Below are 26,091 nucleotides of genomic sequence, written 5' to 3'. Positions count from 1 at the left end.
GAATCAGTGAAGCACAGCGGCCCCAAGCTCACTGACTGTTTCTGAACGACCCCGACGGCGCGCGAAACGCCACCGAAAGAATGACTGCTGTGTCAAAAGCGCCGAATGCGCGTGGCACGGATTCCAGATACGCCGCCGTTTCCTCCACGCCAAGGCACCCGCCTCAAAACTAGCGATGTGAGCACGCTTTCCTTGCGCCTGTTTCGCAAGAGGACTTGTGATAGGGGATAGTCATGAAGCCTCAGCCCCGTTCGATCCCCTTCAATGCAATGACCAAACGTCAGCCAGTAACGCTGCACAATACTCTGGCCAATTACTCTTCTGACGGCCTGTCGATTGGGTGCTGCGTGAGATTCAGGCATTTTTTGACATCAGGTCGGCCTGCTGCGATCACATTGAGCATTGCCACTCCAAGCTGTCGTGCCAATTCGTCGTCAAACTCGAATTCTTCTTCGTCCAAAAAAAACGGCACTGCCATTTTTCCGGCGACGAGCGGGGCCAAACTCGCCGAATCCACGGCTTGCATTATCAATTGGCGAGGATCGTCGGTGTAGGTCAGAACTACGGAATACGGCGGATGATTAACCATTAATACCCCCTGCACTGTTGATATCTGTCAAACGCGTTCTCTTTACACAGCGCATAACTTCGCAGGCCTCTCGGTTTAGCAACCAAGATGCAAAAATCCAAGTCGGCCTCATACGCTGCATGACATTTAGCCTCATGGCCTTCACGGCCACTACACTTTACCATTCCACCATCACCACTTCCGGCTCCGAAGAGAGCGCTGTATAGCGTCGACCTCTTCGCAGAGCTGGTCAGATCCGGCACAAGATTAGGATAAGGAACCTGCGACTGATCGCTCAGCATCAGTTCCGTTGTCTCGCCCCAATTCGGCAGTGAATCGCTCAGCTCACTACCATACAGCGTCGCCGTCAACTTGGCTTTCCACGCCACATAACATTCAACGCACATGTCCGGAACGAAGGCTTCAGCATCAGACTTGATTCCTGTGAGCATAGGAGGTGGCGCAACCGGGTCATTGCCCAACTCCCAGTTGGTCAGCCACACACCTAGTTCAGCGTCGCTGATCGGCTGCCACCACGCGCCGTTAGTTGAGACCTTCGCTGAATGTGACGACACCGTGCCATTCGCACCATACTGATAGTCGACTGCCAGTACGCGGGAGAGTCCGCCATTTATGGAACTTGCCGGTTCGTTATACTGAAAAGACTTCACGCGACCGCGCTCATCGTAAGCGATGCTCGCCTGACCGCTGTTACCCGCTATCTGTGTTGCACGGTTCGCGGCGTTACGCTCGAGCGTTCGCATCGTCCACCCCGACACGGCGTCCTTTGTCGTCGCTATGTTGGCCTTTGCGTCGTAGGTATAAGTCCAGTCCTCAAGCTTCAGGCCGTCCTGGATGACAGTGGCTGACAGAAGGCGGCCCGCATCGTCGTAGCGCGCGCCGACTGTCATTTGATTACCCGTCCCGACCGCTTGCAGTCCCTGTTCGCCCGTCAGGTCAGTAGTCGCGCGCTCCGCATAGCCCGTGACGTTGCCTCGCGAGTCATAGACGAATGCACGGACTTTGCCCGGTGTAGCGACCAGATGCGGACGCAGTGAGCTGTCATCGTTGTACTCAATCGTCGTTACTGTCTTCTTCCCCGCAACTGTCGCAACCGCCTTCGTTGGCCGGTTGGCGCTGTCCCACGTGTACTGGGTATTCCCATCAGGGGTCTCTCTCTGTTTCAGATTCCCCGCTGCATCCCACGTGCGCGATACCGTGCCGCCTGGTGTAGCAATTGAACGAGGGCGTCGCGTATCCAGAACATCAAAGGTGTACGTGCTCCTGCCAGTCATGTCGCTGAGCGTCGTAAAGCCTGGACCGTAGCTGAACGACACATTACGCGTCGTGTCGGGATGAGTGACCGAGATTGCACGTCCGCTGGAATCGTAGGTCCACGTTGCAACCCGAGAACCGGATTCGTCCTTTACACCGGTCAACGCGTTTGGAAAGCGGGCGTCCTCGTACAGATACTGACGAACGTGGCCATAGGGTGCAGTTACCGAAACAAGGTTGCCCTTTCCGTCGTAACCATAGTCCGTGGGCATTCCCAAAGGATCAACGAAGGTAACGATACGGTCGTTACTGTCGTATTCCACACGAATTGACGTCGAGGTTTCCGGTACTGCGTTATCGGCTGGCCACTGGGCGATAACTGACAGCCGCTGCCTGCCGTCATAGAAAACCTTGCGGATCACACCCGTACGGGTTGTTTCGGAATAGAACTTGCCGGTGGTATCCGAGTAGGCTTCCGTCGTCCCAAGCAGTTCGTCCTTCAGGTAGAAGTATCCGTCGCCAGCTTTCGTCAGCTTGAGCCAGCGATTTCCTGGCACGACCCACGCTCCGCCAATCCATTTGAACATCAGAGCTTGCTGGTCACCCCGATAAGCAACAACGTGCGGCACGCTCGCGTTGGCCCCAAGCAGATCAAGCCTACGCTGCCAGTTGTTGACCCAGTTGCGGCCCATTGCTGCCTGCGTGGTGTCATAGGGTGTCGAGAGATACGTGCGTTTAAAGACGAGTGGAAGCGTGTCGCCGCTCGCAAAGTCAGCCTCGGAAAGCATGACAATGCCCTTCGCCGGCAACACCGGGTCCGCTACCGGGCAGGAGTCGTCGGACTGAGGCGGAACCTGTACGCCGCCGCAATAGTCCGCTATCCAATTCGAGGCATTCGGACAGTTGTAGTAATTCATTGCGTTATATGGATCGTCCGGGCCCGTCGACATAGGCGAAGTTCCCGCGACCTGGATAGCACAGGTCGGGGTGCCGGGAATTCCAAGGGATTTCTGATACGTCTGCATGCATTGCATGTAATCGGCCGCGTTTGCATCAAACGCGACCAAAAGCAGCATGAATGCGGCAAACAGGCGTGCGGCCGCGCCTGCTAGATTCTCAGTGGCTCCTTTGTTTTTCATAGTCATCCTTATTGGTTTTACTGGGTTGACGCCCAAGCACCCTATAAGGAGGATTCCACCCTCGCTATCCGACAATTCCTAAAATTAGGCCTCCCTTATGCCCGTACAAACGTCGCCTTCAAACCTCCTACGCAATTCGTAGGGAGTCACGCAAGAGCCCGTCGGCCATCAACGCGTCGCCGAGAAAAAACCAGAACGTCAGACGCGGAATATCCTTACGTCAAAGTGAAGTGATTAATCGCCGGCACTCAAACTCGGGGCGACCGAAAGTGAAGAGACGGGGCGCGTAGCACGCGCCCGTAAGGAAGATAGGTAGCGCAAGAAAGCAAAGAAACTAATCGCGGTACAAACTGCGATTCAAAAATCAGATCCGCGAAAAAACGGGCTAAACCTAATTGGCTAACCGTCCGAACGGCGGCCTCAAAGTTATCCCCAGTTTTCGTTCATAAATCTGTGCATAACTATCCGGAAAAATCGACAAGCTCTTGATACGTCTGCTGTTTTTACCGCTACGCCGAAGTTGGGCAGGCCAGGCGCCTAGCCGTGTCGTGCGACGGTTGTGGCTGAGTTGCGGCTCAATCGCGGTTGAGACCTCACGTCGCCGTCGAATCGCCCACGCCGCACGTCGGCACCAAGCGCGTCAATCACGCACCGCGCCCGCGGCATGCCCGCGCCCGGCTTCCTGTGCAGCCGGCGCACTGCGCTCTTCTTCACGCCATTCCTGCCGCGAACGCACCATGCGGCGCACGGCGAGGCGCGCCATCTTCACCCAACCCGACGGACGCGGGTCGGCGAGCATGCTGAGCGCGCGGGCATAGTCGAGCGTGAGGCCTGGTGTCCACGCCATCGTCGCGGCGCGTTTGCGCAGTTGCGCGGCCACCCACAACTCCGGCGTCGTCATCACCCACAGAAATGGCCGCCAGCCGCCGAGGTCACCCCACACGCGCGCCGACGCGCCTTCGATCGCCGCTTCCAGTGCGCGCGATACGCTGCTCGAGCAATTGCGGTGTGTCAGGTTGTAGGTCGTGTCCTGACGATAGGTGTCCCAGAAGCGGCGCAGCCGCGCGGGATCGTAATTGCGTATGCGCACTTGAACCGTGGACGGACACCACGCTTTCGATTCGGTCGGGTAATCGGGCTGGAATACGCCGGGCACGTCGTTCTCGCGCGTCGCGCGCAGGAGCCGCGCGAAATCGTCGGGTGAGCGATCGATTTCGACGCCCGGATACAAGCTGATGTAGATGCCTTCAGGCGATTCGAGCGCGGCATGCCCGGTCGATATCACGCCGTTACGATCCACCGCCGCAATATAGCGATCGACGATCAACTGCCGCCGCGCCTCGCCCTTGGCCGAGCCGACTGGCGTCCACACGTGCACGGTCAACGCGTCTTCATCGGCGCTGGGCGGGCCGTCCCATTCGACCGCGCTCAACCGCCCGGGGGCGACCGCACTCGCGGCGGAGTTGGCTGCATCGGCGCTTGCATCATCTGACGCCACTGCGGGATTCGACGCGAGACGCCGAACGCGCGTACTCAGCAAAATCATGTTCCAGCCGCCGAATATCAGACCGAGGCCGAGACAGTACGGTACTGTGCCCACATAGTGGGTCGGATAAGGCTGGTAGAAAAAAACCGCCAGCGCGATTTCAACGCCGCCACCGATGATCGCGAGCCGCCAGGTGCGATAACGAACGACCTTCGCGGAAACGATCTGCAGCAGACCGTCGGCGAGAAAGAGCGTGCCGAAGATCATCGACAGAATGAAGTTGCCGTGATGATGGCCGGCGAGAATCAGCGCCGCCGCAAAGCAGAATGCGATGCCCTTCACATAGCGCAGCGTGCGTTGCCCGCCCATGCCGGTCCAGGCGACGGTCAGCGTGGCGAGTCCTTCGAGCAGCAACAACAACGCGAACGGCGTGATCGGGAAATAGAGCGCGCTATCGAGTGCGTCGATGAACACCACCACGCCGAGCACCAGGCTCACCCAGCCGATCAACTGCAACGAACGCCAGCGTGTGCGCAGGTAATCGACACCCAGCAGGATCATAACCAGCCGAACCATCGCAAGCCCTCCGTGATCGACGCCTTAATGATCGCAATCTTAACCATATTCACGGCGCTGGCGCGGACGGGTCTGATGTAGCGGTGGTCTGCGCGTGTTGACGCTTTCACGCAGTGCCGTGTCGCGAATGCATCGCGCATCGACACTGCACGCTCGCAGCAAGATCCTCAGACGTACTTGTGACGCTCATGCCGATGCGCCTTCGACGGACGTGCGCCGCGCTTGCTCGTCCTTGCGGCCGCATGCGGGTCATCATCGTGCGGCGCGACGCGCGGGGTGGCATAAGGACCGTTCGGCAACACGCCGGGGCTTTGCGAGGTTGCCGCGCTTTGTGGCTCAGCCAGCGGAGTCTGTGCAGCGGGCAACGGCCCCGTTGCGGCGTCGATTACCTTCTGCAACTCGTCCTGCGCATACGCGGGCAGCGGCGCGGATGGATACGTCGCGTTGGCAGCCATGGCAGTGGATGTGATGGAGGCGGCACAGGCAAGGCCGAGGGCGATCATCAAGTGGGCGATTTTCACGTCGAGTCCTGGTCAGGATGACGCGACCCGCATGATGGAAAGCGTGGCGCGCGTCAGTGGTTCGGAAGGCTCCTGACGGCTTGCACCGTCAGCACAAGCAGTGTGACGGCCGGGACATGAAGGGTAAATTTTATTAAGCCGGATTCAGATAGCCATAATCTGGCTTAATAAGTGCCGGCACGCAGCGTTCTCGACGCGCCGGCCTGCAGCGGATAGACGTAGCTCAGGTGAATGTCACTCAGGCAGCCGCGGCTTGCGGCATTTCTACGCCCTGCTCTCCACCCAACGCGTCGAGCAGATCGCACAGCATGCGGTCGAGTTCGGCGGTCATCAGCGTGACGTCGGAATCGAAACGCTCGTCGTCGTTCTGCGCGGTGGGGTCGCTCGCTTCCTTGAGAACGTCGAGCGGCGCAATGCGCTTGATTATCAACGAAGGCGTCAGCACGAACGACACGCGATCGTTCCACGTCATCGCGAGACGCATGCATTGCTTGCCGGCTTCGATATGACGGCGCATATCTTCGGCATCCAAAGTATGTCCGACGTAGCGCACCGTCGCGTTGCCTTCCGTCGGCGAGCGCAACTCAGTGTCCTGGTCGAGCGTGAAACCCGCGGGACCTTCGCCGGAAAGCAGCCACTCGGTCATCGCTGCAACCGGCGATTGCGTGACACGCACGGTGCCAAGCGGCAGTTGATCGATCGATTTCACCAGCAGGCCGCGTACTTCGTCGGCGACCGCTTGCGAGCCCGCGTCGATCACGAGCCAGCCGTTCCTGGTATCGATCCACACGCGCGTATCGCGGCGGATGCTGAAGGCGCGCGGCAGCAGTTCATCGGTCACCTGCTCCTTGAGTTCGCGCATCTGCTTGCGGCCAGGTTTGAAGCCCTGCTTCTCTTCGAGTTCGAGCGCACGCGCCTTGGTCACCTGCGTGACGACCGAAGCCGGCAGCAGTTTCTTTTCGGCGCGAAACGTCAGCAACATCTGGCCATTGAGCGAATACACCAGCGAGTCGTTGTCGCGTGGCGATGCCCAGCCGTGGCTTTGCATCTCGACGCTGTTGCCGGGCGCGAACGCGTGCGGCGCGAGCCATTTCTCCATTTGTTCAGGGGTGACGGACCACGGAGCGGGAAGACGGTGCAACTGAAGGTTTTTGAACCACATTGGCGGGGGTCTTGTATGGGCAAAGCGCGTCATTCTATATGACGCGGAGAAGATGGCGCGGTCGGGTGCGTACCCATGCGCCCCGCGCCGATACGGTGCCATCGCACGGCCATTTTCAAATAAAAACGGAAAAACTATTAAGTGCCGGATCGATTATCAACACGGCTCTAACAGTGCGAACAATGCAATGTGTGCAAACCATAGTGGTTTAGCCCCATCAGTCTTGAGGCACGCTTTACGTTCAAATCACCTAGACTTTTTGAGAAGCGCACGACAAAGACGGAGGCGGCCATGGCCGATGAAACCGCACCTTGGCAGATGGTGGAGTACGAGGGTTTCGAAATTCACGTGGCGCCCTTCCCGAAAAACCCGCCCGACGAAACGAAGCCGTCGGCCGCGCCGGATAACCGCTGCACCTATGTCGGTTACGTGTGCCACCCGGGCGCCGACCCGGCCATCCCTGGTCATGCGGTGCCGTTCCATCCGGATGGCGAAGAGAGCTTCGCCAGCGTGGAAGAAGCGCTCTACGAAGGGGTGCATGTGGGTCGCAGCATCGTCGACGGCACGCACCCGGATTTAACGGTGCTGCCGCTGGTGACGGGCGGCGTCTAATGCCCCCGCTTTGGCACGCGCGAGGCCGCCGCCGCATTTCCGCCACCACACGCTGGAAACGACCGTGCGGATGCGCGCGCAAGCACGCCCCCCGCTTCAGCTAAACGCACGCTTGATGCGCGACTTGAGCAGCGCGCGCCGCAAGCGGCCGGTGCGTTCTGGTTCGCTGACCGCCTGAGCGCCTTCCACCGCCGTGCCACGTCGCAGAAAATAACGATCGAAAGTGGCTTGCGTCATGCCCCACTTGTTCAGGAACTGACGGCGCCCATCGTTCTTGACGACCTTGCCCGTACTCTTCTGCTGGAAGTGATAAACCAGACTGTCGCCGACGCCGAGAAACACCCGGCAACCGGCATCCCATAGCTTCATCGAGAAGTCGTTGTCGCTGCTCATGCCGGGACTCAATTCGCTGCTATAGCCGCCGAGCTTGTACCACCAGTCGCGATGCACGAGCGTCGGCGGCCATGTGGCGCCACGCCAGTCGGCGCGCACGAGTTTCGGCGTGGCGGCTACCAGATCATCGGCGCGGAAATTTTCGACGTCGCGGCCGAAATTCTGCACGACGACGCACGGATTGCCAGAGTCGACCGGTTCGATCATCGTGCCGGACAGCATGAACAGGTTGTCGGCCGGCATCTGCGCGAGACGCTTGACGAGCGCATCGTCCCAACCGGGGCAGCAGTACATGTCATCGTTCATATAGACGATGTAGTCCTGCGTGGCGCGCGCCGCCGCGATATTGACCGCGTGACAGATGCCGATATTGCCAGGCGACGCAGTGTGTTCGATCCCCTCGTTCCGCACCCAGGCCAGCGTGCCGTCCGAGCCGTCATTCACGTGCACGATGATCTGATGCGTGTGCGTGGAATGACGCCGCAGGCTCTCGATTACGAGCCGCAGATAAGGCAGATTGTTCCAGGTCGGGATGATGATTGAGAACATCGAATGTGATTTCCGTGGTATTTGTCCGCGCGAGCGGTTCGCGCCTGTCGGCGGCTACGCCGATCGATTGCCTCGGGTTGCGATCTGCGGCCTGCTTTCTGGTCAACTTCCCGGTCAACTTGTCCGTCAGCTTATCGGCCAGGTTTTTAGCCTAGTCGTCGCTTCTGCTGCCGAACGGCTTCTTGAACGTCAGCTTCGCGGGTAAGTCCGGCTCCCAGCCTTCCAGATCCTCGAACGGATAGCGGCCGAGCGCATACAGTACCCGCTTGAAACGGCTTTTGAACGGCGCGCGTGGAATATTCGGCAGCGTGCCGGGCGCGGCGCTAGCCGTCTGGCGAATATAGCCGCGCGTGAAGTCGCGCTGCGAAATCCCCCACTTCATCAGGAATTCGCGGCCGCCGCGGTTGCGGCGGATCCGTCCGGTGGACTTGCAGCCGAAATGATAAATGCGGCTCGCGCCCACCGAGCGGAACACCCGGCAGCCGACAAGCCACAGCTTCATCAGGAAGTCGTCGTCGCTGCTCATGCCGGGGCCGAACTCGATGCTGTAGCCGCCCACCGCGTGCCACAGCTGGCGGCTGATCAGCATCGGCTGCAACGCGACGCCGTCGCGATCAACCTGCTGCATACCGGCGGCATAGCGGAGCAGGCCGATTTCGTCGAAATTGTTGGGACCGGTGCCGAAGTTGGCAGTGGTCACGTTCGCATTGCCGGTGTCGGTCGGCTCGATCAGCACCGACGACAGATAGGCCGACGAGTGGCCGAGCGTGCGCAGGTTCGCCTCGAAGGCGAGGTCCCAGCCCGGGGTGCAGAACATGTCGTCGTTCAGGAACAGAATCCAGTCGAGCGTGGCGAGGCGCGCTGCGTCGTTCAATGCGAGGCACACGCCGACGTTACCCTGGCTCCTCGTGTGGCGGATGCCTTCCGAGCGGACCCATTCGAGCGTGCCGTCGCTGCCTTCGTTGACATGCACGATGATCTCGTGATCGAACGCCGAATGACGCCGGATGCTGTCGATGCACAGCTTCAGATACGGCAGGTTGTTCCAGCTCGGAATCAGGATACTGAACATGGGATGACGGCAGGTTTCATTGAAGAGGTTCGCCCGGAACGTCGTGGTGGTGCCCGCGACGGTCCGCATAGGCGGAAGCCGCCGCCAGGATCGCAATGACCGATGCGTAAAACGACACGGTCACCTTCAGATCGAAAGTTTCGACTGTCAGCCCAAAAATCCAGAACGCGACGACGAAAGTCAGCCCCATCAGGGCCGCGCGCCGCGCCGGCACGGTTGGCGCGTTCAGGCGCCGCCAGAAGATCGCGCCGGGCACGACGTAGATCGACAGCAGCGCAAGGCCGCCGACAATGCCGTAATCGGTCATGTAAGCGAACAGCTGATTGTGCGTCTCGCCCCGACCCAATTGGGCGGCGGCGGGCGTCAGCAGGCCCGACTTGGCGAACGACTCCATGCTGTCACGGAAGCCGTCACCGCCGAGGCCCAGCAGCGGATGGCTCTCCACGATACGCGCTGCCGCCTCGTAAAGCTGCAGGCGAATCCCGAGCGGCGTGTCCTTGTTGCCGTGCGTGTACTGTACGATATCCGACGAGACGTCACCGACGCGGTCCCGGGCAGTTGGCGAGAACGCGTACACGCCGACGAGGATCGCGACGATCGCGAGCGGCAGCAACACCTTCCACCTGCGCGATTTGCCGCGGCTGCGCGCATACAGGATCATCGCCGCGACCACCGGAATCGCGACCCATCCGCCGCGCGAGCCGGTGATCAGCGACGCGGCCAGTCCCGCGAACAACCCCGCCATCTTGACGACGCGCACCGCCAGCCGGTCCTTGCGCCACCAGTTCAGCGAAAGCACGGACAGCGCGCCCATGACCAGGGCGATGTCGCCGAAGTGAATCGGGTTCAGGAACTGGCTGCTGAGCCGGCCGAAACCCCAGTCGCGCGGCGCGATCAGCAGAATGCCGAGTGCGACCAGCCCCGCCAGCGCGAACGACAGGTCGGCCCAGGCGAGCGTGCGCGGCAAGGCGCGCCGCAACACGAGAAAGAGCGGCGCGGCAGCAAAGAATCGGGAAGGCGAATCGAGCGTACTGGCAACGACCGCGCCGTGCCAGGCGCCGCCGAGCAGCACCGCGAGAAACGGGGACGCGGTGGCGATGCAGAGCGCGACGTCGACACGATCCCACTGCAGCGGCGGCAGGCCGCCCCAGTTTTTGGGCAACGCGAGCAATACGAGCGAGACCATCACTGCCGCGATCGATAGTGCGCTCCCACCACCGTGTATCAGCAGGGTGGCCGATGGATACGTGAGGAGGAATAACGCTGGCAGCAGGCTTCGTAAGTTGACGCTCAGGGAAGATTGTTTGGCGGGCGTCGACATGTCTTATGAATTTAACCGGCCGCGCGACAAGGGGCGTGCGACCGGGATGTTGGCCCCAGTATTGTACCGGGTTCGCGTGCCTATCCGATTAATCCGACGGCTTGTGCGCGCCCCGCCGGGATATTGGTAAGATACCGGTCGGTCGCTACGACCGGCCACTAATGCCCCCACACGGGCCAGGTCTTCAAGTCGCCCCACATTCTGGCCATACCTCGCCATCTCAGCAATGAATCGATTGATGCGCGCGCTCCATCGCAGCGCACCCGGCGCCCTGAAAAGAATCGTAGAGACGGCCGTGACCCGCTCCACCCGCATTCCGTATGCGGGCGTTGCCCACGAGCCTGAGGCATTTCTGCAAAAGACGCCGCGCGCGAAAATCGTCAAGAAGTACCTGCACAAGCATTGGCTGCTGAAATGGCATGGACAGACGCGCCTTGAACTGGCCAGCGCCGCAACGGTGAAGCGGCTGCTCTGGATCTACACCGGCAAGCGCAATTTCGGCGACGCGACCATGGACATGTCCGGACGCGCGCTGCTGAAGGGGCGCGGCTTCGAGATCGACCTGTTTACGCTGCCGAACCTGCACACGCTATTCGAGGAGGACGACGTCTTCGGGAACGTGTTTTCCGACCTGGACGCCCTCGAGGGCCGGCAGTACGACGCGATCCTGATGTCGGAGTACAACCTGCCGTCGATCAAGCTGAAAAGCCGGCACTTCAAGCACTTGCCGTACGCCTGTCTGTTCCAGTATTTCTTCGGGCCGGATCGCAATCAGACCTGCTTCAGCCACGCCGCGGTCAACGACGTGTTTGCGCTCGGCCATTCGCCAGAGGAAATCGTCGCGACGAGCAAGCCGTATCTCGCGGCGAAGCCCCACACCCGCGAGTCCGTACGCCCTTTCCTGCCGGGCGGGCAGTTCCTCGTGCTGGCGATCGGCGGGCTGGATGCGAATCGCACCTATCGGCACTGGGGCGCGCTGCTCGAACTGATCGACCAATCCACGAACGACGACATGCCGAAGCACGTCATGCTGGTCGGCTCGGACAACGGGCTGGCAATGGCGCGCGCGCTGCTCGAACAGCGCTTCAGCCGGCTCAACGTCAGTTCGTGCGTCGGGCAGTTGACGCTGCTGCAGTCGCGTGAGGTGGTGTCGAAGGCCGCCTTGTTCGTGGGCGCGGATGGCGGGTTGATGCATGTCGCGCATTCGACACCAACGCCAAGCGTTTCGCTCTTTTCCGATCGTGAGCCGCCCTATCTGCGGCTCACCGGGCAATGCCATTCGATCGGCATCCAGAGCAGCGGCGGCGTCGATGAGATCGCGCCGGCGGAGGTGATGGGCGCGATCGACAAACAGTTGTCGCAGCCGTTCAAGCGCGAATTCGCCTGACACTGCCGGGTCGGTCGGGCTCGGGCATAGGCCCGCGCCCGACCGACCCGCCTACGCTGCGTCCTGCTGGAACTGGATGCGATGCAAATGCGCGTACAGCCCGCCTTGCGCCAGCAACTCGCGATGGCTGCCGCGTTCGACGATATGCCCTGCATCCATCACCAGAATCCGGTCGGCGCGTTCGATGGTCGACAAACGGTGCGCGATCACGAGCGTGGTCCGCCCCTTCATCAAGGTTTCCAGCGCCGCCTGCACGTGGCGCTCGGATTCCGAATCCAGCGCCGAGGTGGCTTCGTCGAGAATCAGGATCGGCGCGTCCTTGTAGATCGCGCGCGCAATCGCCAGACGCTGGCGTTGACCGCCCGAGAGCATCATGCCGTTGTCGCCGACCAGCGTATCGATGCCATTGGGCATCGCCTCGACGGTGTCCCACAGGTTCGCCGCGCGCAGCGCCGCCTTGACCTTGTCCGGGTCGGCCGGCTGGCCATAAGCGACATTGTTCGCCACCGTATCGTTGAACAGCACCACGTCCTGGCTCACCATCGCGATCTGGCTGCGCAGCGCGTGCAGGCCGTATTCAGGCAGCGCGACGCCGTCAACCAGAATCTCGCCACCGGTCGGATCAAAGAAGCGCGGCAGCAAATTCACCAGCGTGGTCTTGCCGCTGCCCGACGGGCCCGCAAGCGCCACCATTTCGCCCGGCGCCACCTTGAACGACACCTGGTCGAGCGTGTGGCGGCCATGCGTGGCGTTGCTGCCGTAGGTGAACGACACGTCGCGGAATTCCACTTCGCCGCGGGCCCGCTCGAGCGGCTTGCCGCCGCCTTCCGGTTCGGAGGGCTCGTCGATCAGGCCGAAAATCAGCTCGCACGCCGTCATGCCGCGTTGCAGCGGCTGGTTCACGTCCATCAGGTGCTTCAGCGGCGAGATGATCAGCAGCATCGACGTGACGAACGCCACAAAGCCGCCCACAGTAGTCTGATCCGACGACGACTGCACCACGGCAATCGTAATCACCACGGCGAGCGCAATCGACGCGAGGAACTGCGTCAACGGTTGCGCGAGGCCCCCGGAGACGGTCATTCGCATGGCGTAGCCGCGCAGACGCTTGCTCATCGCCGTGAAGCGGTCCGTCTCGTACTGCTCGCCGTTGTGCACCTTGACGACCTTGTAGCCGCCCACCGTCTCTTCGACGATGTACGACAGTTCGTTGGTCAGCAGTTGATGCTCGCGGTTCAGACGCCGCAAACGGCGGTTGATCTTGCCCACCAGCCAGCCGATCCCCGGCAACAGCACGGCGACGATCAGCGTCAGGCGCCAGTTCAGATAAAACAGGTAGCCGAGCAGGAAGACGACTGTCAGCGAATCGCGCACCAGGGTGACCAGCACGCTCAACAACACGTTGAGAATCTGGTTGACCTCGAAGACGATCGCGTTGATCACCGTGCTCGCGGTTTCGCGCTGGAAGAACGCCACGCTCGTGTGGATCATGCGGTCGAACATCTTCAGGCGCAGATCGAGCAGGATCTTGTTCGACACGTAGGCAAGCAGATAACCCGAAGCATATTGCGACACGCCGCGAATCAGCGCGAGGCCGATCACTGCTGCCGGTACGAACCACTTGGCGTTGTCGTTGGCATGCGCGCCGAAACCCTTGTCCAGCAGCGGTTTGAGCAAGGCGGGGATCGCCGCGTCGGTGCCGGCGCTCACGGCCATTGCGGCGATCGCGCCGACCACCACCCACAACAGCGGCTTGATATATGGCCACAAGCGCCGGAAGACGACGGCAGGCGACGATGCCTCACCTGAACCGATGGGTTTGCTTAACGTAGGCTTCGCGCTCAAGGAATCCTCTGGGAATGCGGGACAGCATCCGTGCGGCGGGCGGAATGCCCGCCGCACGTAAAATTAAATACGGCATTGTAAACGGTTGCGGATTGCGCGGCCGGTAGTGATGAATTGGCCAGATTCGCCGGATTCACAGGCCGACAGCGGCCGGTGGGCGTGTCCGGCCACGGCCACCGCGCGCTGTGTATACTTGCGCGACCCATTTCGCCACCCTGCACCCTCCACGCAATTCAGGTATGCAAGAAACCACCCTCGGCGTCGCCATCATCACCAAAAACGCGGCGGCGCGACTGGCCGAATGCCTGCAGGCCGTGGCCTTCGCCGATCAGATCGTCGTGATCGACGGCGGCAGCACCGACGGTACCGCCGAGATCGCCCGGGCACACGGCGCGCGCGTGCTGGAGCAAACCGACTGGCCGGGCTTCGGTCCGCAAAAAAACCGCGCCGTGGACGCGCTGACCACCAGCTGGATTCTCTCGCTCGACGCCGACGAAATCGTCACGCCGGAACTGGCTGCGGCGATCCGCGCGGCGCTAGCCGCGCCCGCCGCCGATGTCTACGCGGTTGACCGGTTGTCGAGCTTTTGCGGCCACTGGATTCACCACAGCGGCTGGTACCCGGACTGGATTCCGCGCCTGTTCAAACGTGGCGCCGCGCGTTTCTCCGACGACCTCGTGCACGAGCGCCTGGTGTTCGACACGCCGTCGCAGCGTCTGACCGGCAAGCTGATGCACTACTCCTATGAGGACTTCGAAGGCGTATTGCGCAAGCTCGACGCGTATTCGACAGCGGGTGCGCAGCAACGTCACGCAGCCGGCAAGCGCGGCAACTTTGGCAAGGCGCTCGGACGCGGCGCGTGGGCGTTCGTGCGGACCTATGTGCTTCGGCGTGGATTTCTCGACGGCCGCGCGGGTTTTATGATCGCGGTGTTCAACGCCGAAACGGTGTACTACCGGTTTCTGAAGCTGGCGCGGATGGGGGAGCAGACGCGGCGCTAGCGGCCACGGCTCGCCAACGGTAGGCCCACGCGACCGCGCGGGCCACCCAGACGTCAATAAACGATTTCGATCGAGCTTCCGGCAAACTCACCACGCAATGCCGCGAGCAGTTCGTCGGTCGGCTTCACGCGCCACGCGTCGCCCAGACGCATTTCGCCTTGCGCGTTTTCGCTGCGATAGACCACCTGCACAGCAAGGCCGTTCGGAATCTGCACAGCCTGACGCTGGCCACCGCCGCCATAACCGCCACCGTTGCGGCCGCCACCGCCTCCGTTGCCGCCACGCGATGACGCCACCGGTGCCGGCGTAGCTTGCGGCTCGTCCTTACCCGCGCTATGCGCTTCGAGCACACGCCGCAATGCCAGCGCGTCCGCATTGCCGTTCATCTGGACCTTCACGGCTTCCGCATAACGGCAACGCGCGCGGCCGAGGTCCATCACCGTGTCGACCGTGAAGCGGATGCCGCCGGTGAATGCGTCGTTACGCGCCTGGCCCTGCACAACCAGCAATTCGTCTTCCTTGAATAGCTGTTTGTGCGCTTCAAAGGTCTCGTTAAAGACGGTCACTTCGCATTGGCCGGTGCCGTCGTCAAGCAGCGCGATCAACATCTTGCCACGCTGGGTCATCTGCGTGCGCAGCGATGCAATCACACCCGCGACCAGCTTGTCGCGCCCTTCCTTCAATTCGCCGATCTTCTGGCGCACGAAGCGGCGCACTTCATCCTTGTAGGCATCGAACAGATGGCCCGACAGGTAAAAGCCGAGCGCGGCTTTCTCTTCCTGCAGCTTCTTCTTTTCTGGCCATTCCGGTTCGTCGACCAGCTCGTGACCTTGCGACGGCGCGTCGCCCATATCAAACAGGCCCGCCTGCATCGCATTGGCGCTCGCCTGCTCGGCGGCTTCCATGGCCAGCGAGACAGAGGCGATCAACTGTGCACGATTCGCATGCAGCGTGTCGAACGCACCGGCACGAATCAATGCTTCCACCGTGCGGCGATTGACGATCCGGCGGTCGACCCGGTTGCAGAAGTCGAAGATGTCGATGAACGGACCTTCTTCGCGCGCGCGGATGATTTCTTCAATCGCGTTCTGGCCGCTGCCCTTGATCGCGCCGAGACCGTAACGTATCGTTTTCGAGCGCTTGCCGTCCGCTTCCGCGACCGGCTCGAAACGGTACGCCGACAGATTGACGTCCGGCGGCAGCACGGCCATCTTGTTCGTGAGGCAGTCCTCGAACAGGATCTTGACCTTGTCCGTGTCGTCCATGGCGAGCGACATATTCGCCGCCATGAATTCAGCCGGATGGTGCGCCTTCAGCCACGCGGTGTAGTACGCAAGCAGCGCATACGCCGCCGCGTGCGACTTGTTGAAGCCGTAGCCCGCGAACTTCTCCATCAAGTCGAAGATTTCGTCCGCTTTCTCGCCGGTCAGCCCGTTTTTCGAAGCACCCTGGCGGAACAACTCGCGGTGCTCGGCCATTTCCTCGGCCTTCTTCTTACCCATCGCGCGACGCAGCAAGTCGGCGCCACCGAGCGAGTAGCCGCCAATGATCTGCGCCATCTGCATCACCTGCTCCTGATAGACCATGATGCCGTAGGTCTCTTTCAGAACAGGTTCGACGCGCGGATCCGGATACTCCACCACCTCGCGGCCGTGCTTACGCGCACAGAAGCTCGGGATCAGGTCCATCGGGCCCGGACGGTACAACGCGACCAGCGCGATGATGTCCTCGAAGCGGTCAGGCTGCGCGTCTTTCAGCATGCCTTGCATGCCGCGGCTTTCCAGCTGGAATACAGCGACCGTGTTCGCTTTCTTCAGGATCGAGAACGACGCCGCGTCGTCGAGCGGCACCTGCGCGAGCGACCAGTCTTTCTTCGACGGATCGAGACGGCGGATATAGCGCTCGGCCCAATCCAGAATGGTCAGCGTGGTGAGGCCCAAAAAGTCGAACTTCACGAGGCCGACGGCTTCGACGTCGTCCTTGTCGTACTGGCTCACGACGCCGCTTTCGTCGCCCTGCGTATAGAGCGGGCAGAAATCGGTCAGCTTGCCGGGCGCGATCAACACGCCGCCGGCGTGCATACCGACGTTACGCGTCAGGCCTTCCACGCGCTGCGCAAGTTCGAGCAGCTGATGCACTTCGTCTTCGTTGTCGAAGCGCTCCTGCAAGAGCGGCTCTTCCTTCATCGCGTCGGCGATGGTGACGTGCTTGCCCGGCTTGAACGGAATCAGCTTGGCGATGCCGTCCGTGAACATATAGCCGAGATCGAGCACGCGTCCGATGTCGCGCACCGCCGCTTTCGCCGCCATCGTGCCGAAGGTGGCAATCTGCGACACGGCGTCCGCGCCGTACTTCTCTTTCACGTACTGAATCACACGGTCGCGGCCGTGCTGGCAGAAGTCGATGTCGAAGTCGGGCATCGAGACCCGTTCCGGATTCAGGAAACGTTCGAACAGCAGGTTGTAGCGCAGCGGATCGAGGTCGGTCACGCCGAGCGCATACGCGACCAGCGAACCTGCGCCCGAGCCCCGGCCCGGACCGACCGGCACGCCGTTGTTCTTCGCCCAATTGATAAAGTCCGCAACGATCAGGAAGTAGCCCGGAAAGCCCATCTTGATGATCGTGCCGCACTCGAATTCGAGGCGCTGGTAGTACGTTTCGCGCTGTGCCTCGCGCTCGGCCGCGTCCGGGTACAGCTGTTCGAGACGCTTTTCGAGGCCTTCTTTCGACAATTGCACAAGGTAGTCGTCGAGCGACATGCCGTCGGGCGTCGGGAAGAGCGGCAGCTTCGGTTTGCCGAGTTCGAGCGTCAGGTTGCAGCGTTTGGCGATTTCGACACTATTGGCGAGCGCCGACGGAAGGTCCGCGAACAGCCCCGCCATTTCTTCCTGCGTGCGGAAATACTGCTCGGACGTAAAGCGCTTCGAGCGGCGCGGATTCGCCAGGATGTCGCCTTCGGAAATACACACGCGCGCTTCGTGCGCGGTGAAATCGTCCGGCGTCATGAACTGCATGGGGTGGGTGGCCACCACCGGCAATTTCAGCGATGCCGCGAGCGCAACCGCCTGCTGCACGTACTGCTCGCCGCCCGGCTGACCGCACCGTTGCAGTTCGATATAAAAGCCACCGGGGAACACCTTCGCCCAATGCAGTGCATTGCGTTTGGCCGCTTCTTCGTTGCCGGCGGCGAGCGCGAGGGCAATGTCGCCCTGTTGTGCGCCCGACAACGCTAGCAGGCCTTCGCCCAGACCGGATTCGAGCCAGCCGGCTTCGATTTCCGCACGGCCGCGATACTGGTTGGTGAGCGATGCCTTGCTGAGCAGCTCGCACAGATTCAGATAGCCGCGCCGGTTCTTGACCAGCAGCAACAACCGGGAAGGCTTCTCGCGGTCGTCCGGATTGGTGATCCAGACGTCGCAGCCGGCAATGGGTTTGACCCCTTTGCCACGGGCTTCCTTGTAGAAACGGACGAGGCCGAACGCGTTGCCGAGGTCGGTGAGGGCGAGCGCACCCTGACCGTCTTTGGCAGCGGCCTTGACGACGTCGTCAAGGCGCACGATGCCATCGGCAATCGAGAATTCGGAGTGGACGCGAAGATGAACGAAGCGGGGATCTGACATGGGCGACATTGTAACTCCACCCTTCCGGAGTTTTCAGGCCAAAACCGCGCGTTAGCCGTTCGGCTTAGGACGGAAACGCGAGCGCACCGTACACCGGCGTTGTGCAGGCGATTTGCGCTGCCGCAAAGGGTTGGCCATTCGGCTGAGTCGGCCAAAGCGTCAGCTTGAGGGATAATACGGGTTTCGCCCTTTTCGACGTGGCGGCGCCGCATGGAGTTTGAATGCGGGCGTTTCAATGCGCCCCGTTTCCCGCGCCGCCACTTCTTACCGCTGGACACACATGAGTATCGTCAATCTCGCCGCGTATCATTTCGCGACCATCGAAGACACCGCTGCATGGCGCCCGTTCGTTACGGAGCGCTGTAATACGCTCGGCCTGCGCGGCACCATTCTGCTGGCGCCGGAAGGCATCAACCTGTTCGTCGCCGGCACGCGCGAGGCCACGGACGCGTTCATCGACTACATCCGTCACGACGCGCTGTTCGAAGGCAAGTTCGTCAATCTGCAGTTCAAGGAAAGCCTGTCGGACAAGCAGCCGTTCACCCGCATGCTGGTCAAGCTCAAGCGCGAAATCATCACGATGAAAAAGCCGGCCATCCAGCCGGAGCTTGGCCGCGCGCCGTTCGTCGACGCCCCCACGCTGAAAAACTGGCTCGACCGCGGCCATGACGACGAAGGCCGCCCCGTCGTCATGCTGGACACACGCAATGCGTTCGAAGTGGACGTCGGCACGTTCGACGACGCGCTCGACTACCGCATTACGAAATTCAGCGAATTCCCCGAAGTCATCGAACAAAACCGCGCCGATCTCGAAGGCAAGACGGTCGTGTCGTTCTGCACAGGCGGGATTCGCTGCGAGAAGGCGGCGATCCACATGAAAGAAGTCGGCATCGAGAACGTGTACCAGCTCGAAGGCGGCATCCTGAAGTATTTCGAGGAAGTCGGCGGCGCGCACTATCACGGTGACTGCTTCGTATTCGACTACCGCACCGCGCTGAATCCACAACTGGAGCCGACCGCGACCGTGCAATGCTTCGGCTGCCGCGCGGTGGTGACGCCCGAGGCGCAACAATCGCCGATGTACGTGGCGGGCAAGACGTGTCCGGAATGCCATCCGGACAGCAAGGCGGCGCACGCCGCGTGATGCGGGCGGTTGCAGCGGGCAGGCGCCTCCACGTTGCGGCCCACCGCCCCTATACGGATTCATGGCTGAGCGGCATGGGTCCCTCAGTTGTTCATCGTATTTGCGCATCAGCACACCGATTGAACCCATGACCTATCGTGGACGCTTCGCGCCGTCGCCTACCGGGCCCTTGCATTTCGGCTCACTGGTGAGCGCGCTCGCAAGCTGGCTGGACGCGCGCGCGCATGGCGGTGCGTGGCTTGTGCGCGTCGAAGACATCGACGGGCCTCGCACCGTCCCTGGCGCAGCTGAAGACATTCTGTCGACCCTCGAGCATTTCGGCATGCATGCCGACGAGCCGCCGGTCTGGCAAAGCGATCGTATTGCGCGCTATCAGGAAGCGCTGGAGCAATTGAAGGCCGCCGGCCTGGTCTATCCATGCGGCTGCACGCGCAAGGAGATTGCCGACTCGCTGCTCCATACGCACGCACGCAACACCACGCTCGCCTACCCCGGCACCTGCCGCAGCGGCCTGCATGGCAAACCGGCGCGCGCATGGCGCCTGCGCGTCCCTGACGGCGACGCGGCGGTGATCACATTCGAGGACCGCTGGCAGGGCAGACAGACGCAGAACCTGGCCACCGAGGTCGGCGACTTCGTCCTGAGACGCGCTGACGATCAGTGGGCGTACCAACTGGCGGTGGTGGTCGACGATGCGGACGCGGGGATTACGCACATCGTGCGCGGCGCGGACTTGATGGATTCAACAGCGCGGCAGATCTACCTGCAGCGTTGCCTCGGCGTGCCGACCCCGGAGTACCTGCACGTCCCGGTAGTCACGAACGATCAGGGCGAAAAGCTCAGCAAGCAAAACGGGGCAACGGCGCTGGACAATGACAAACCGCTTGAAGCGCTGAGCGCAGCCGCGCGTCATCTGGATCTTGAGCTAGACGGGGCAGTGCATACGACGCTAGAGGGTTTTTATGCTGCCGCGACGGCAGCATGGGCGCAGCGCACGGGCGTGCGAGTGTGATGGCGGCGGGGGCCGTAGCGGCCGCCCCGAACAGAGGCAGCGCCAGTGAACCGTGCAGAAAAGAAGCGCTAAAAACAACAAGACCAAGGCAAAAAGCCAGGAATCAGGTAGACGACGGCGACTTCCTCGGCATCCCAAACCCACCCAGCAACGCAGCCAACGGCTGCTTGGAAGTCGACTTCTGCGGAGCAGCAGCAGACGATGCAGCCGCCTCCTCAACCTTCCTCACGGAAGCCGCCGAAGGCTCATAAGGCTTGAGGAAGAAATCATCCACAGGCTGCGCACGATGATGATGCGGCCGGTCAAACGAACCTGAAGACGAAGCCCCCGAACGCCGGCGACCACCCCGCTCGTCACGGCCCTCTGCACGGCCATCCACGCGCTCGCGCCGCGGCGGACGCTCTTCATGGTGATGCCGCACCGGCGTATCGACAGTCAGGTGTTGCACTTCCAAAGGCCGCTTGATCAGCTTCTCGATATCGGCAAGCTGCTTGCGCTCGTTCGGGCTGCACAGCGACAACGCATCGCCGGAAGCGCCAGCACGCCCGGTGCGGCCAATCCGGTGCACATAATCTTCCGCATTGAACGGCAGATCGAAATTGATCACGGCGGGCAGTTCGGCAATATCCAAACCCCGTGCAGCAACGTCAGTCGCCACCAAAGCCTCGATCTCGCCACGCTTGAACGCGTCCAGAGCCTGCATCCGTTCATTCTGGGTCCGGTCACCGTGGATCGCCGTGGCGATCACACCATCGCGCTCCAGACTCCGCGCCAGCCGGCTCGCGCCGATCTTGCTGTTGCAGAACACGATTACCTGCTTGAGGCCACGGTCGCGAATCAGTTTGACGACCGCGCCGGTCTTGTCGCCCTCGGCAACTTCATAAACGATCTGCGTCACATTGGTCGCAGTCGAATTGCTGCGCGCGACTTCGATCGTCTGCGGGTCGCGCAGATAGGTAGCGGCGAGCTTCTTGATTTCGCCCGAGAATGTGGCCGAAAACAGCAGCGTCTGACGTTCCTTCGGCAGCAGGTTCAGGATGCGCTGCAAATCCGGCAGGAAGCCCATGTCGAGCATCCGGTCGGCTTCGTCGAGCACGAGGATCTGCACTTGGCCGAGATTGGCGGTTTTCTGTTGCACGTGGTCGAGCAGACGGCCCGGCGTGGCGATCAGAATTTCGACGCCGCGGCGCAGTTGCTCGGACTGCGGATTCATATCGACACCGCCGAACACCACGGCGCTACGCAGCGCCGTGTGCTTCGCATACGACTGCACGTTCGCCGCCACCTGGTCGGCCAGTTCGCGGGTCGGCGTAAGGATCAGCGCGCGCACCGGATGGCGGGCGGGCGAAGCGCTCGTGCTGGCCTGCGGCAGCAAGCGCTGGATGATCGGCAGCGAGAAGCTCGCGGTCTTGCCGGTGCCGGTTTGCGCGGCGCCCATCATGTCCCGGCCGGCCAGCACGACGGGAATCGCCTGCTCCTGGATCGGCGTAGGGATGGTGTAGCCCGATTCTTTGACGGCTTTCAGGATGTCGGGCGCGAGACCGAATTGATCAAAAGTCGCAGTACTGGGCGTGACGGCTGTGTCGGACATGGTGGCTTTCGCTAAAAATGCACTTGGCGCGGTGCGCGCGGCAGCGGTCGGAACCGCAGAGGGCATCAGGATGAAGGCGGAGCCACGGCGTTCCGCACGGGACCCGTCAGTATTACGGGAAAAATGCGGCCGGCTCCGGCCGGCGGAAACACCCGCCGGAAAGGCCGGTATTGTAGCACTTCAGCAAAAACACTCATGGCGCATCTGCCGGCTTTCTGCTTACGTAGGCGAAAGCCGGATGGCGAGCGTCCCGCCAGACCGCCCGCGCCGACCCCGAAAAGCGGCCTGCGAGGGTCGGAACGCTTCGCAGGCAGCGTAGTGCGCGCGTGCGACAGATGCATGACAGTCCGGCTCGACCCGACCCGGCCGCACCGCCCCGTCACCACGTCTCGCGCATCACCATCAGGCGCATCTCGGTCATATCCTCGATCGCGTAGCGCACGCCCTCGCGCCCGAGCCCGGAGTCTTTCACGCCGCCATACGGCATGTTGTCGACCCGGAACGAGGGCACGTCGTTGATCACCACGCCGCCCACGTCGAGCAGATCCCACGCGCGGTGCGCATGGGCGAGCGAATCGGTGAACACGCCGGCTTGCAGGCCGAAGTCGCTGTCGTTGACGGTGGCCAGCGCAGCGTCGAAATCATCGAAACGCTCCAGAATCGCCACCGGGCCGAAGGCTTCCTTGCGATAGAGGTCCGTGTCGCGCTTCACGCCTTCGAGCAGCGTGGCCTCGAACATCGCGCCCTCCACCTTACCGCCGGCGACGATTTTCGCGCCCGCCTGCACTGCGCTTTCCATCCAGCCGGCGAGACGGTTGGTCTCGGATTCGGAGATCATGGGCCCAACAAAGGTCTTTTCGTCCTTCGGATCGCCCATGATCAGCGACTTCGTCTTCGCGATCAGCTTCTCGCGCAGGGCATCGTAAATCTTCGCGTGCACCAGAATCCGCTGCACGCCGATGCAACTCTGTCCCGACTGATAGAACGCGCCGAACGCCAGCCGCTCGACCACGTAGTCGAGCTTGCCGCCCTGATCGCCGTCGACGATCGCTGCCGCGTTGCCGCCCAACTCCAGAATCACCTTCTTCTTGCCGGCCTTTTTCTTCAGTTCCCAGCCCACCGCGGGCGAGCCGGTGAAGGACAGCAGCTTAAAACGTTCATCGGTGGTGAACAGATCGGCGCCATCGCGATGCGCCGGAAGAATCGAGAAGGCGCCTTTGGGCAAGTCGGTTTCAGCCAGAATCTCGCCCATGATGAGCGCGCCGACCGGCGTGCGGCTCGCCGGCTTCAACACGAACGGCACGCCTGCCGCGATCGCCGGCGCGACCTTGTGCGCGGTCAGGTTCAGCGGAAAATTGAACGGCGAGATGAATGAGCACGGACCGATCGGCACGCGCTTCACATAGCCGTGATAGCCCTTGGCCCGCGGCGAGATCTCCAGATTGATGATCTCACCGTCGATGCGCACCGACTCTTCCGCCGCCACCTTGAACGTGTCGATCAGACGCGTGACCTCGCCTTTCGAGTCGTTGATCGGCTTGCCGGCTTCGATACACAGCGCAAGCGCCAACTCGTCGTAACGCTCGCGAAACCGCTTCACGCAATGTTCGAGCACGGCCTGGCGCTTGAACGGCGGGAACGCGCGCATTGCCGGCATCGCTTCGACGGCATAGCCGATTGCTTTGTCGATCGCCGCTGCGTCCGCCATCGCCACGCGGGTCGCCACTTCGCCGCTGAATTTGTCCGTGACTTCGAGATCCGTGTTGGCCGCCACCGCAACGTTGGCGAGATAGTACGGGTAAGTCTTGTTCAACATGACGCGTTCTCCTTGATCCAATGCCTGACGTCAGCCACGCAGCCGGCAAGGGCTATGCCCCGTTTCCGCACATGGCCGCACCATTCATAATTGGGCGCTCAGCCGCTTGATCTCGCGATTCAGCACACGCTCGTTGTCCGAGTAGTCGATCGGCAGATCGATCACATGCACACCCGGCGTCGCGAAACATTCGCGCAGCAGCGGCGCGAATTCCGCGGCCGATTCAATGCGATGCCCCTTCGCGCCGTAGCTCTCTGCATACGCGACGAAATCCGGGTTGCGCAGCGTCATGCCGTAGTCCGGGAAGTTCATGTTTTCCTGCTTCCAGCGGATCATGCCGAACGCGTCGTCGCGCAAAATCAGGACCACCAGATCGAGCTTCAGACGCACCGCCGTTTCCAGCTCCTGCGAATTCATCATGAAGCCGCCGTCGCCGCACACCGCCATGACCTTGCGGTCCGGGTGCACGATTTTGGTCGCGATCGCCGACGGCAACCCAGCGCCCATCGACGCCAACGCGTTATCGAGCAGCAGCGAATTCGGTTCGTGCGCGCGGTAGTAGCGCGCGAACCAGATCTTGTACATGCCGTTGTCCAGACACACGATGCCGTCAACCGGCGTGGTCTCGTAGACGTCGTTGACGATCCGTACCGGGTACATCGGGAAACGGTCGTCGTGCTGGCCTTTGACCAGATGCTCCTCGAAGTGCTGCTTGATCTCCTTGAAGCGCGTGAAATCCCAGTGTTCCTGACGCTCCTTGAGGCTTTCCTTGAGCTGCCACACCGCGTTGGCGATATCGCCGACCACCTCGATCTGCGGGAAATACACCGTGTCGACTTCCGCGCCGAGAAAGTTGACGTGAATTACCGTCTTCTCGCCGGCGTCGCCGCTGCGCATGAAAAACGGCGGCTTCTCGATCACGTCGTGGCCGACATTGATGATGCAATCCGCGTGGTCGATCGCGCGGTGCACGAAATCACCGTCGGACAAAGTGGCGTTGCCGAGCCACATCGGGTGCGATTCGTCGATCACGCCCTTGCCCATCTGCGTCGTAAAAAACGGAATGCCGATCTGGTCGACGAATTCGCGCAACATCTTGGTGGTGGTCTTGCGGTTGCCGCCCGCGCCGATCATCAGCAAGGGATGCTTCGCTTTCGTGATCGCCTCCACCGCGCGCGCCACGGCCTTTTCCTCGGCGACGGGACGGCGGCTGAAGCTCTTCGGAATCGGATGGCCGTCGCCCTCTTCGTGCGCGACGTCTTCCGGCAATTCGAGGTGCGTGGCGCCAGGCCGTTCTTCCTCTGCCTGACGGACCGCTTCGCGCACCGCGGCCGGAATGTTGGCGATCGACACGATCTGCCGCGTGTACTTGGTGAGCGGCTCCATCATCCGCACTACGTCGACGATCTGAAAATGCCCCTGCTTGCTGGATTTGATCGGCTTCTGCCCGGTCACCATCAGCATCGGCATGCCGCCTAACTGCGCGTACGCGGCAGCGGTCACGAAGTTGGTCGCGCCCGGCCCGAGGGTGGCCAGACACACGCCGGTGCGTCCGGTGAGGCGCCCGTACGTGGCGGCCATGAAACCGGCCGCTTGTTCATGACGAGTGAGAATCAGACGAATTTTCGAGCGGCGCAGCGATTCGAGCAGATCGAGATTTTCTTCACCCGGGATGCCGAACACGTACTCGACACCTTCGGCTTCCAGCGATTTGACGAACAGGTCCGATGCTTTCATGGAGGGTCTCGCTTGATGAAACGGACGCGGGCCATAAGCCCGCCCGTTGAAGTCCAATATCGGACGATCGAAGACGACGACAACCGCGCGAGCCTTGCGCGGCCTGACATAACGGCGATAGCGGCGACACAGGCGACAGCAGTGGCAACGGACACAGCGGATGCCACGCCGGACAGCTTACTACTCGAACGGAAAGGATGCGCGCAGACGGGCAGCGCCGCAAGCAAGAGGCAAAGGCAAAGCAAACGTCAGGCGAGGCAGGCG

Annotated in this window: 18 protein-coding genes; 5 read left to right on the top strand and 13 right to left on the bottom strand. The window is 61.8% G+C overall.

Annotation, left to right across the window (positions count from 1 at the left end; all coding sequences use genetic code 11):
• Positions 1-313: 313 nt before the first annotated feature.
• From PQQ86_RS04835 to PQQ86_RS04815, 5 genes are all read right to left on the bottom strand, one after another.
• Positions 314-589, bottom strand: coding sequence for a hypothetical protein (locus PQQ86_RS04835; protein ID WP_266257485.1), 276 nt, complete (start codon positions 587-589; stop codon positions 314-316).
• Complete coding sequence (locus tag PQQ86_RS04830; protein ID WP_408265163.1) at positions 589-2,982, bottom strand: DUF6531 domain-containing protein; 2,394 nt, start codon at positions 2,980-2,982, stop codon at positions 589-591. Before PQQ86_RS04830 ends, PQQ86_RS04835 begins: the two co-directional genes overlap by 1 nt.
• A 640-nt stretch (positions 2,983-3,622) precedes the next feature.
• Entirely contained in the window at positions 3,623-5,044 is a 1,422-nt protein-coding gene (locus tag PQQ86_RS04825; protein ID WP_408265162.1) for an HdeD family acid-resistance protein, read from the bottom strand.
• A gap of 167 nt (positions 5,045-5,211) precedes the next feature.
• The gene (locus PQQ86_RS04820; RefSeq protein ID WP_408265161.1) at positions 5,212-5,565 is read right to left on the bottom strand and encodes a superantigen-like protein SSL4; all 354 of its coding nucleotides are present in this window, start codon (positions 5,563-5,565) and stop codon (positions 5,212-5,214) included.
• A 238-nt stretch (positions 5,566-5,803) separates the two neighbouring features.
• The gene (locus PQQ86_RS04815; RefSeq protein WP_408265160.1) at positions 5,804-6,727 is read right to left on the bottom strand and encodes a recombination-associated protein RdgC; all 924 of its coding nucleotides are present in this window, start codon (positions 6,725-6,727) and stop codon (positions 5,804-5,806) included.
• Positions 6,728-7,018: 291 nt separating this feature from the next.
• Here PQQ86_RS04815 and PQQ86_RS04810 point away from each other — a divergent pair, with 291 nt between their 5' ends.
• Positions 7,019-7,339, top strand: coding sequence for a hypothetical protein (locus PQQ86_RS04810; RefSeq protein ID WP_408265159.1), 321 nt, complete (start codon positions 7,019-7,021; stop codon positions 7,337-7,339).
• Positions 7,340-7,435: 96 nt separating this feature from the next.
• Here PQQ86_RS04810 and PQQ86_RS04805 read toward each other — a convergent pair whose 3' ends face one another.
• The 3 genes from PQQ86_RS04805 to PQQ86_RS04795 all read right to left on the bottom strand — a co-directional run bounded on the left by PQQ86_RS04805 (position 7,436) and on the right by PQQ86_RS04795 (position 10,539).
• On the bottom strand, positions 7,436-8,281 hold the full coding sequence (locus PQQ86_RS04805; RefSeq protein WP_408265158.1) for a glycosyltransferase family 2 protein: 846 nt from the start codon (positions 8,279-8,281) through the stop codon (positions 7,436-7,438).
• A 151-nt stretch (positions 8,282-8,432) separates the two neighbouring features.
• Complete coding sequence (locus tag PQQ86_RS04800) at positions 8,433-9,353, bottom strand: glycosyltransferase family 2 protein (protein WP_408265157.1); 921 nt, start codon at positions 9,351-9,353, stop codon at positions 8,433-8,435.
• A 16-nt stretch (positions 9,354-9,369) separates the two neighbouring features.
• Entirely contained in the window at positions 9,370-10,539 is a 1,170-nt protein-coding gene (locus PQQ86_RS04795; protein ID WP_408270083.1) for an O-antigen ligase family protein, read from the bottom strand.
• Positions 10,540-10,969: 430 nt separating this feature from the next.
• Between PQQ86_RS04795 and PQQ86_RS04790 the strand changes: the two genes are divergently transcribed.
• Complete coding sequence (locus PQQ86_RS04790; RefSeq protein WP_408265156.1) at positions 10,970-12,061, top strand: glycosyltransferase family 9 protein; 1,092 nt, start codon at positions 10,970-10,972, stop codon at positions 12,059-12,061.
• Positions 12,062-12,112: 51 nt separating this feature from the next.
• Here the strand turns inward: PQQ86_RS04790 and msbA are convergent, their stop codons facing one another.
• The gene (gene msbA / locus PQQ86_RS04785) at positions 12,113-13,906 is read right to left on the bottom strand and encodes a lipid A export permease/ATP-binding protein MsbA (RefSeq protein ID WP_408265155.1); all 1,794 of its coding nucleotides are present in this window, start codon (positions 13,904-13,906) and stop codon (positions 12,113-12,115) included.
• Positions 13,907-14,145: 239 nt separating this feature from the next.
• On the opposite strand from msbA, the gene PQQ86_RS04780 reads away from it, so the two are divergent.
• A complete protein-coding gene (locus tag PQQ86_RS04780; RefSeq protein WP_408265154.1) occupies positions 14,146-14,907 on the top strand; it encodes a glycosyltransferase family 2 protein in 762 nt (253 codons plus the stop codon).
• Positions 14,908-14,960: 53 nt separating this feature from the next.
• Here the strand turns inward: PQQ86_RS04780 and dnaE are convergent, their stop codons facing one another.
• The gene (gene dnaE, locus PQQ86_RS04775) at positions 14,961-18,536 is read right to left on the bottom strand and encodes a DNA polymerase III subunit alpha (RefSeq protein WP_408265153.1); all 3,576 of its coding nucleotides are present in this window, start codon (positions 18,534-18,536) and stop codon (positions 14,961-14,963) included.
• A gap of 271 nt (positions 18,537-18,807) precedes the next feature.
• On the opposite strand from dnaE, the gene PQQ86_RS04770 reads away from it, so the two are divergent.
• Positions 18,808-19,671: a sulfurtransferase gene (locus tag PQQ86_RS04770; RefSeq protein ID WP_408265152.1), complete on the top strand. Its 864-nt coding sequence runs from the start codon at positions 18,808-18,810 to the stop codon at positions 19,669-19,671.
• A gap of 127 nt (positions 19,672-19,798) precedes the next feature.
• Positions 19,799-20,683, top strand: coding sequence for a tRNA glutamyl-Q(34) synthetase GluQRS (gene gluQRS / locus PQQ86_RS04765; RefSeq protein ID WP_408265151.1), 885 nt, complete (start codon positions 19,799-19,801; stop codon positions 20,681-20,683).
• Between the two features lie 103 nt (positions 20,684-20,786).
• Here the strand turns inward: gluQRS and PQQ86_RS04760 are convergent, their stop codons facing one another.
• The 3 genes from PQQ86_RS04760 to PQQ86_RS04750 all read right to left on the bottom strand — a co-directional run bounded on the left by PQQ86_RS04760 (position 20,787) and on the right by PQQ86_RS04750 (position 25,827).
• Complete coding sequence (locus PQQ86_RS04760; protein ID WP_097393560.1) at positions 20,787-22,274, bottom strand: DEAD/DEAH box helicase; 1,488 nt, start codon at positions 22,272-22,274, stop codon at positions 20,787-20,789.
• A gap of 379 nt (positions 22,275-22,653) precedes the next feature.
• Positions 22,654-24,090 (bottom strand): aldehyde dehydrogenase family protein, encoded by a 1,437-nt coding sequence (locus PQQ86_RS04755; protein WP_408265150.1) that lies wholly within the window; start codon positions 24,088-24,090, stop codon positions 22,654-22,656.
• 84 nt (positions 24,091-24,174) lie between these two features.
• The gene (locus tag PQQ86_RS04750; RefSeq protein WP_054035013.1) at positions 24,175-25,827 is read right to left on the bottom strand and encodes an acetolactate synthase large subunit; all 1,653 of its coding nucleotides are present in this window, start codon (positions 25,825-25,827) and stop codon (positions 24,175-24,177) included.
• Positions 25,828-26,091 lie beyond the last annotated feature (264 nt).

It is taken from the genome of Paraburkholderia sediminicola, assembly GCF_046026675.1.
GTDB classification, from domain to species: Bacteria; Pseudomonadota; Gammaproteobacteria; order Burkholderiales; family Burkholderiaceae; genus Paraburkholderia; species Paraburkholderia sediminicola_F.
Note: the sequence above shows the minus strand (reverse complement) of the source record. Positions and strands in the feature narration are given on the sequence as shown.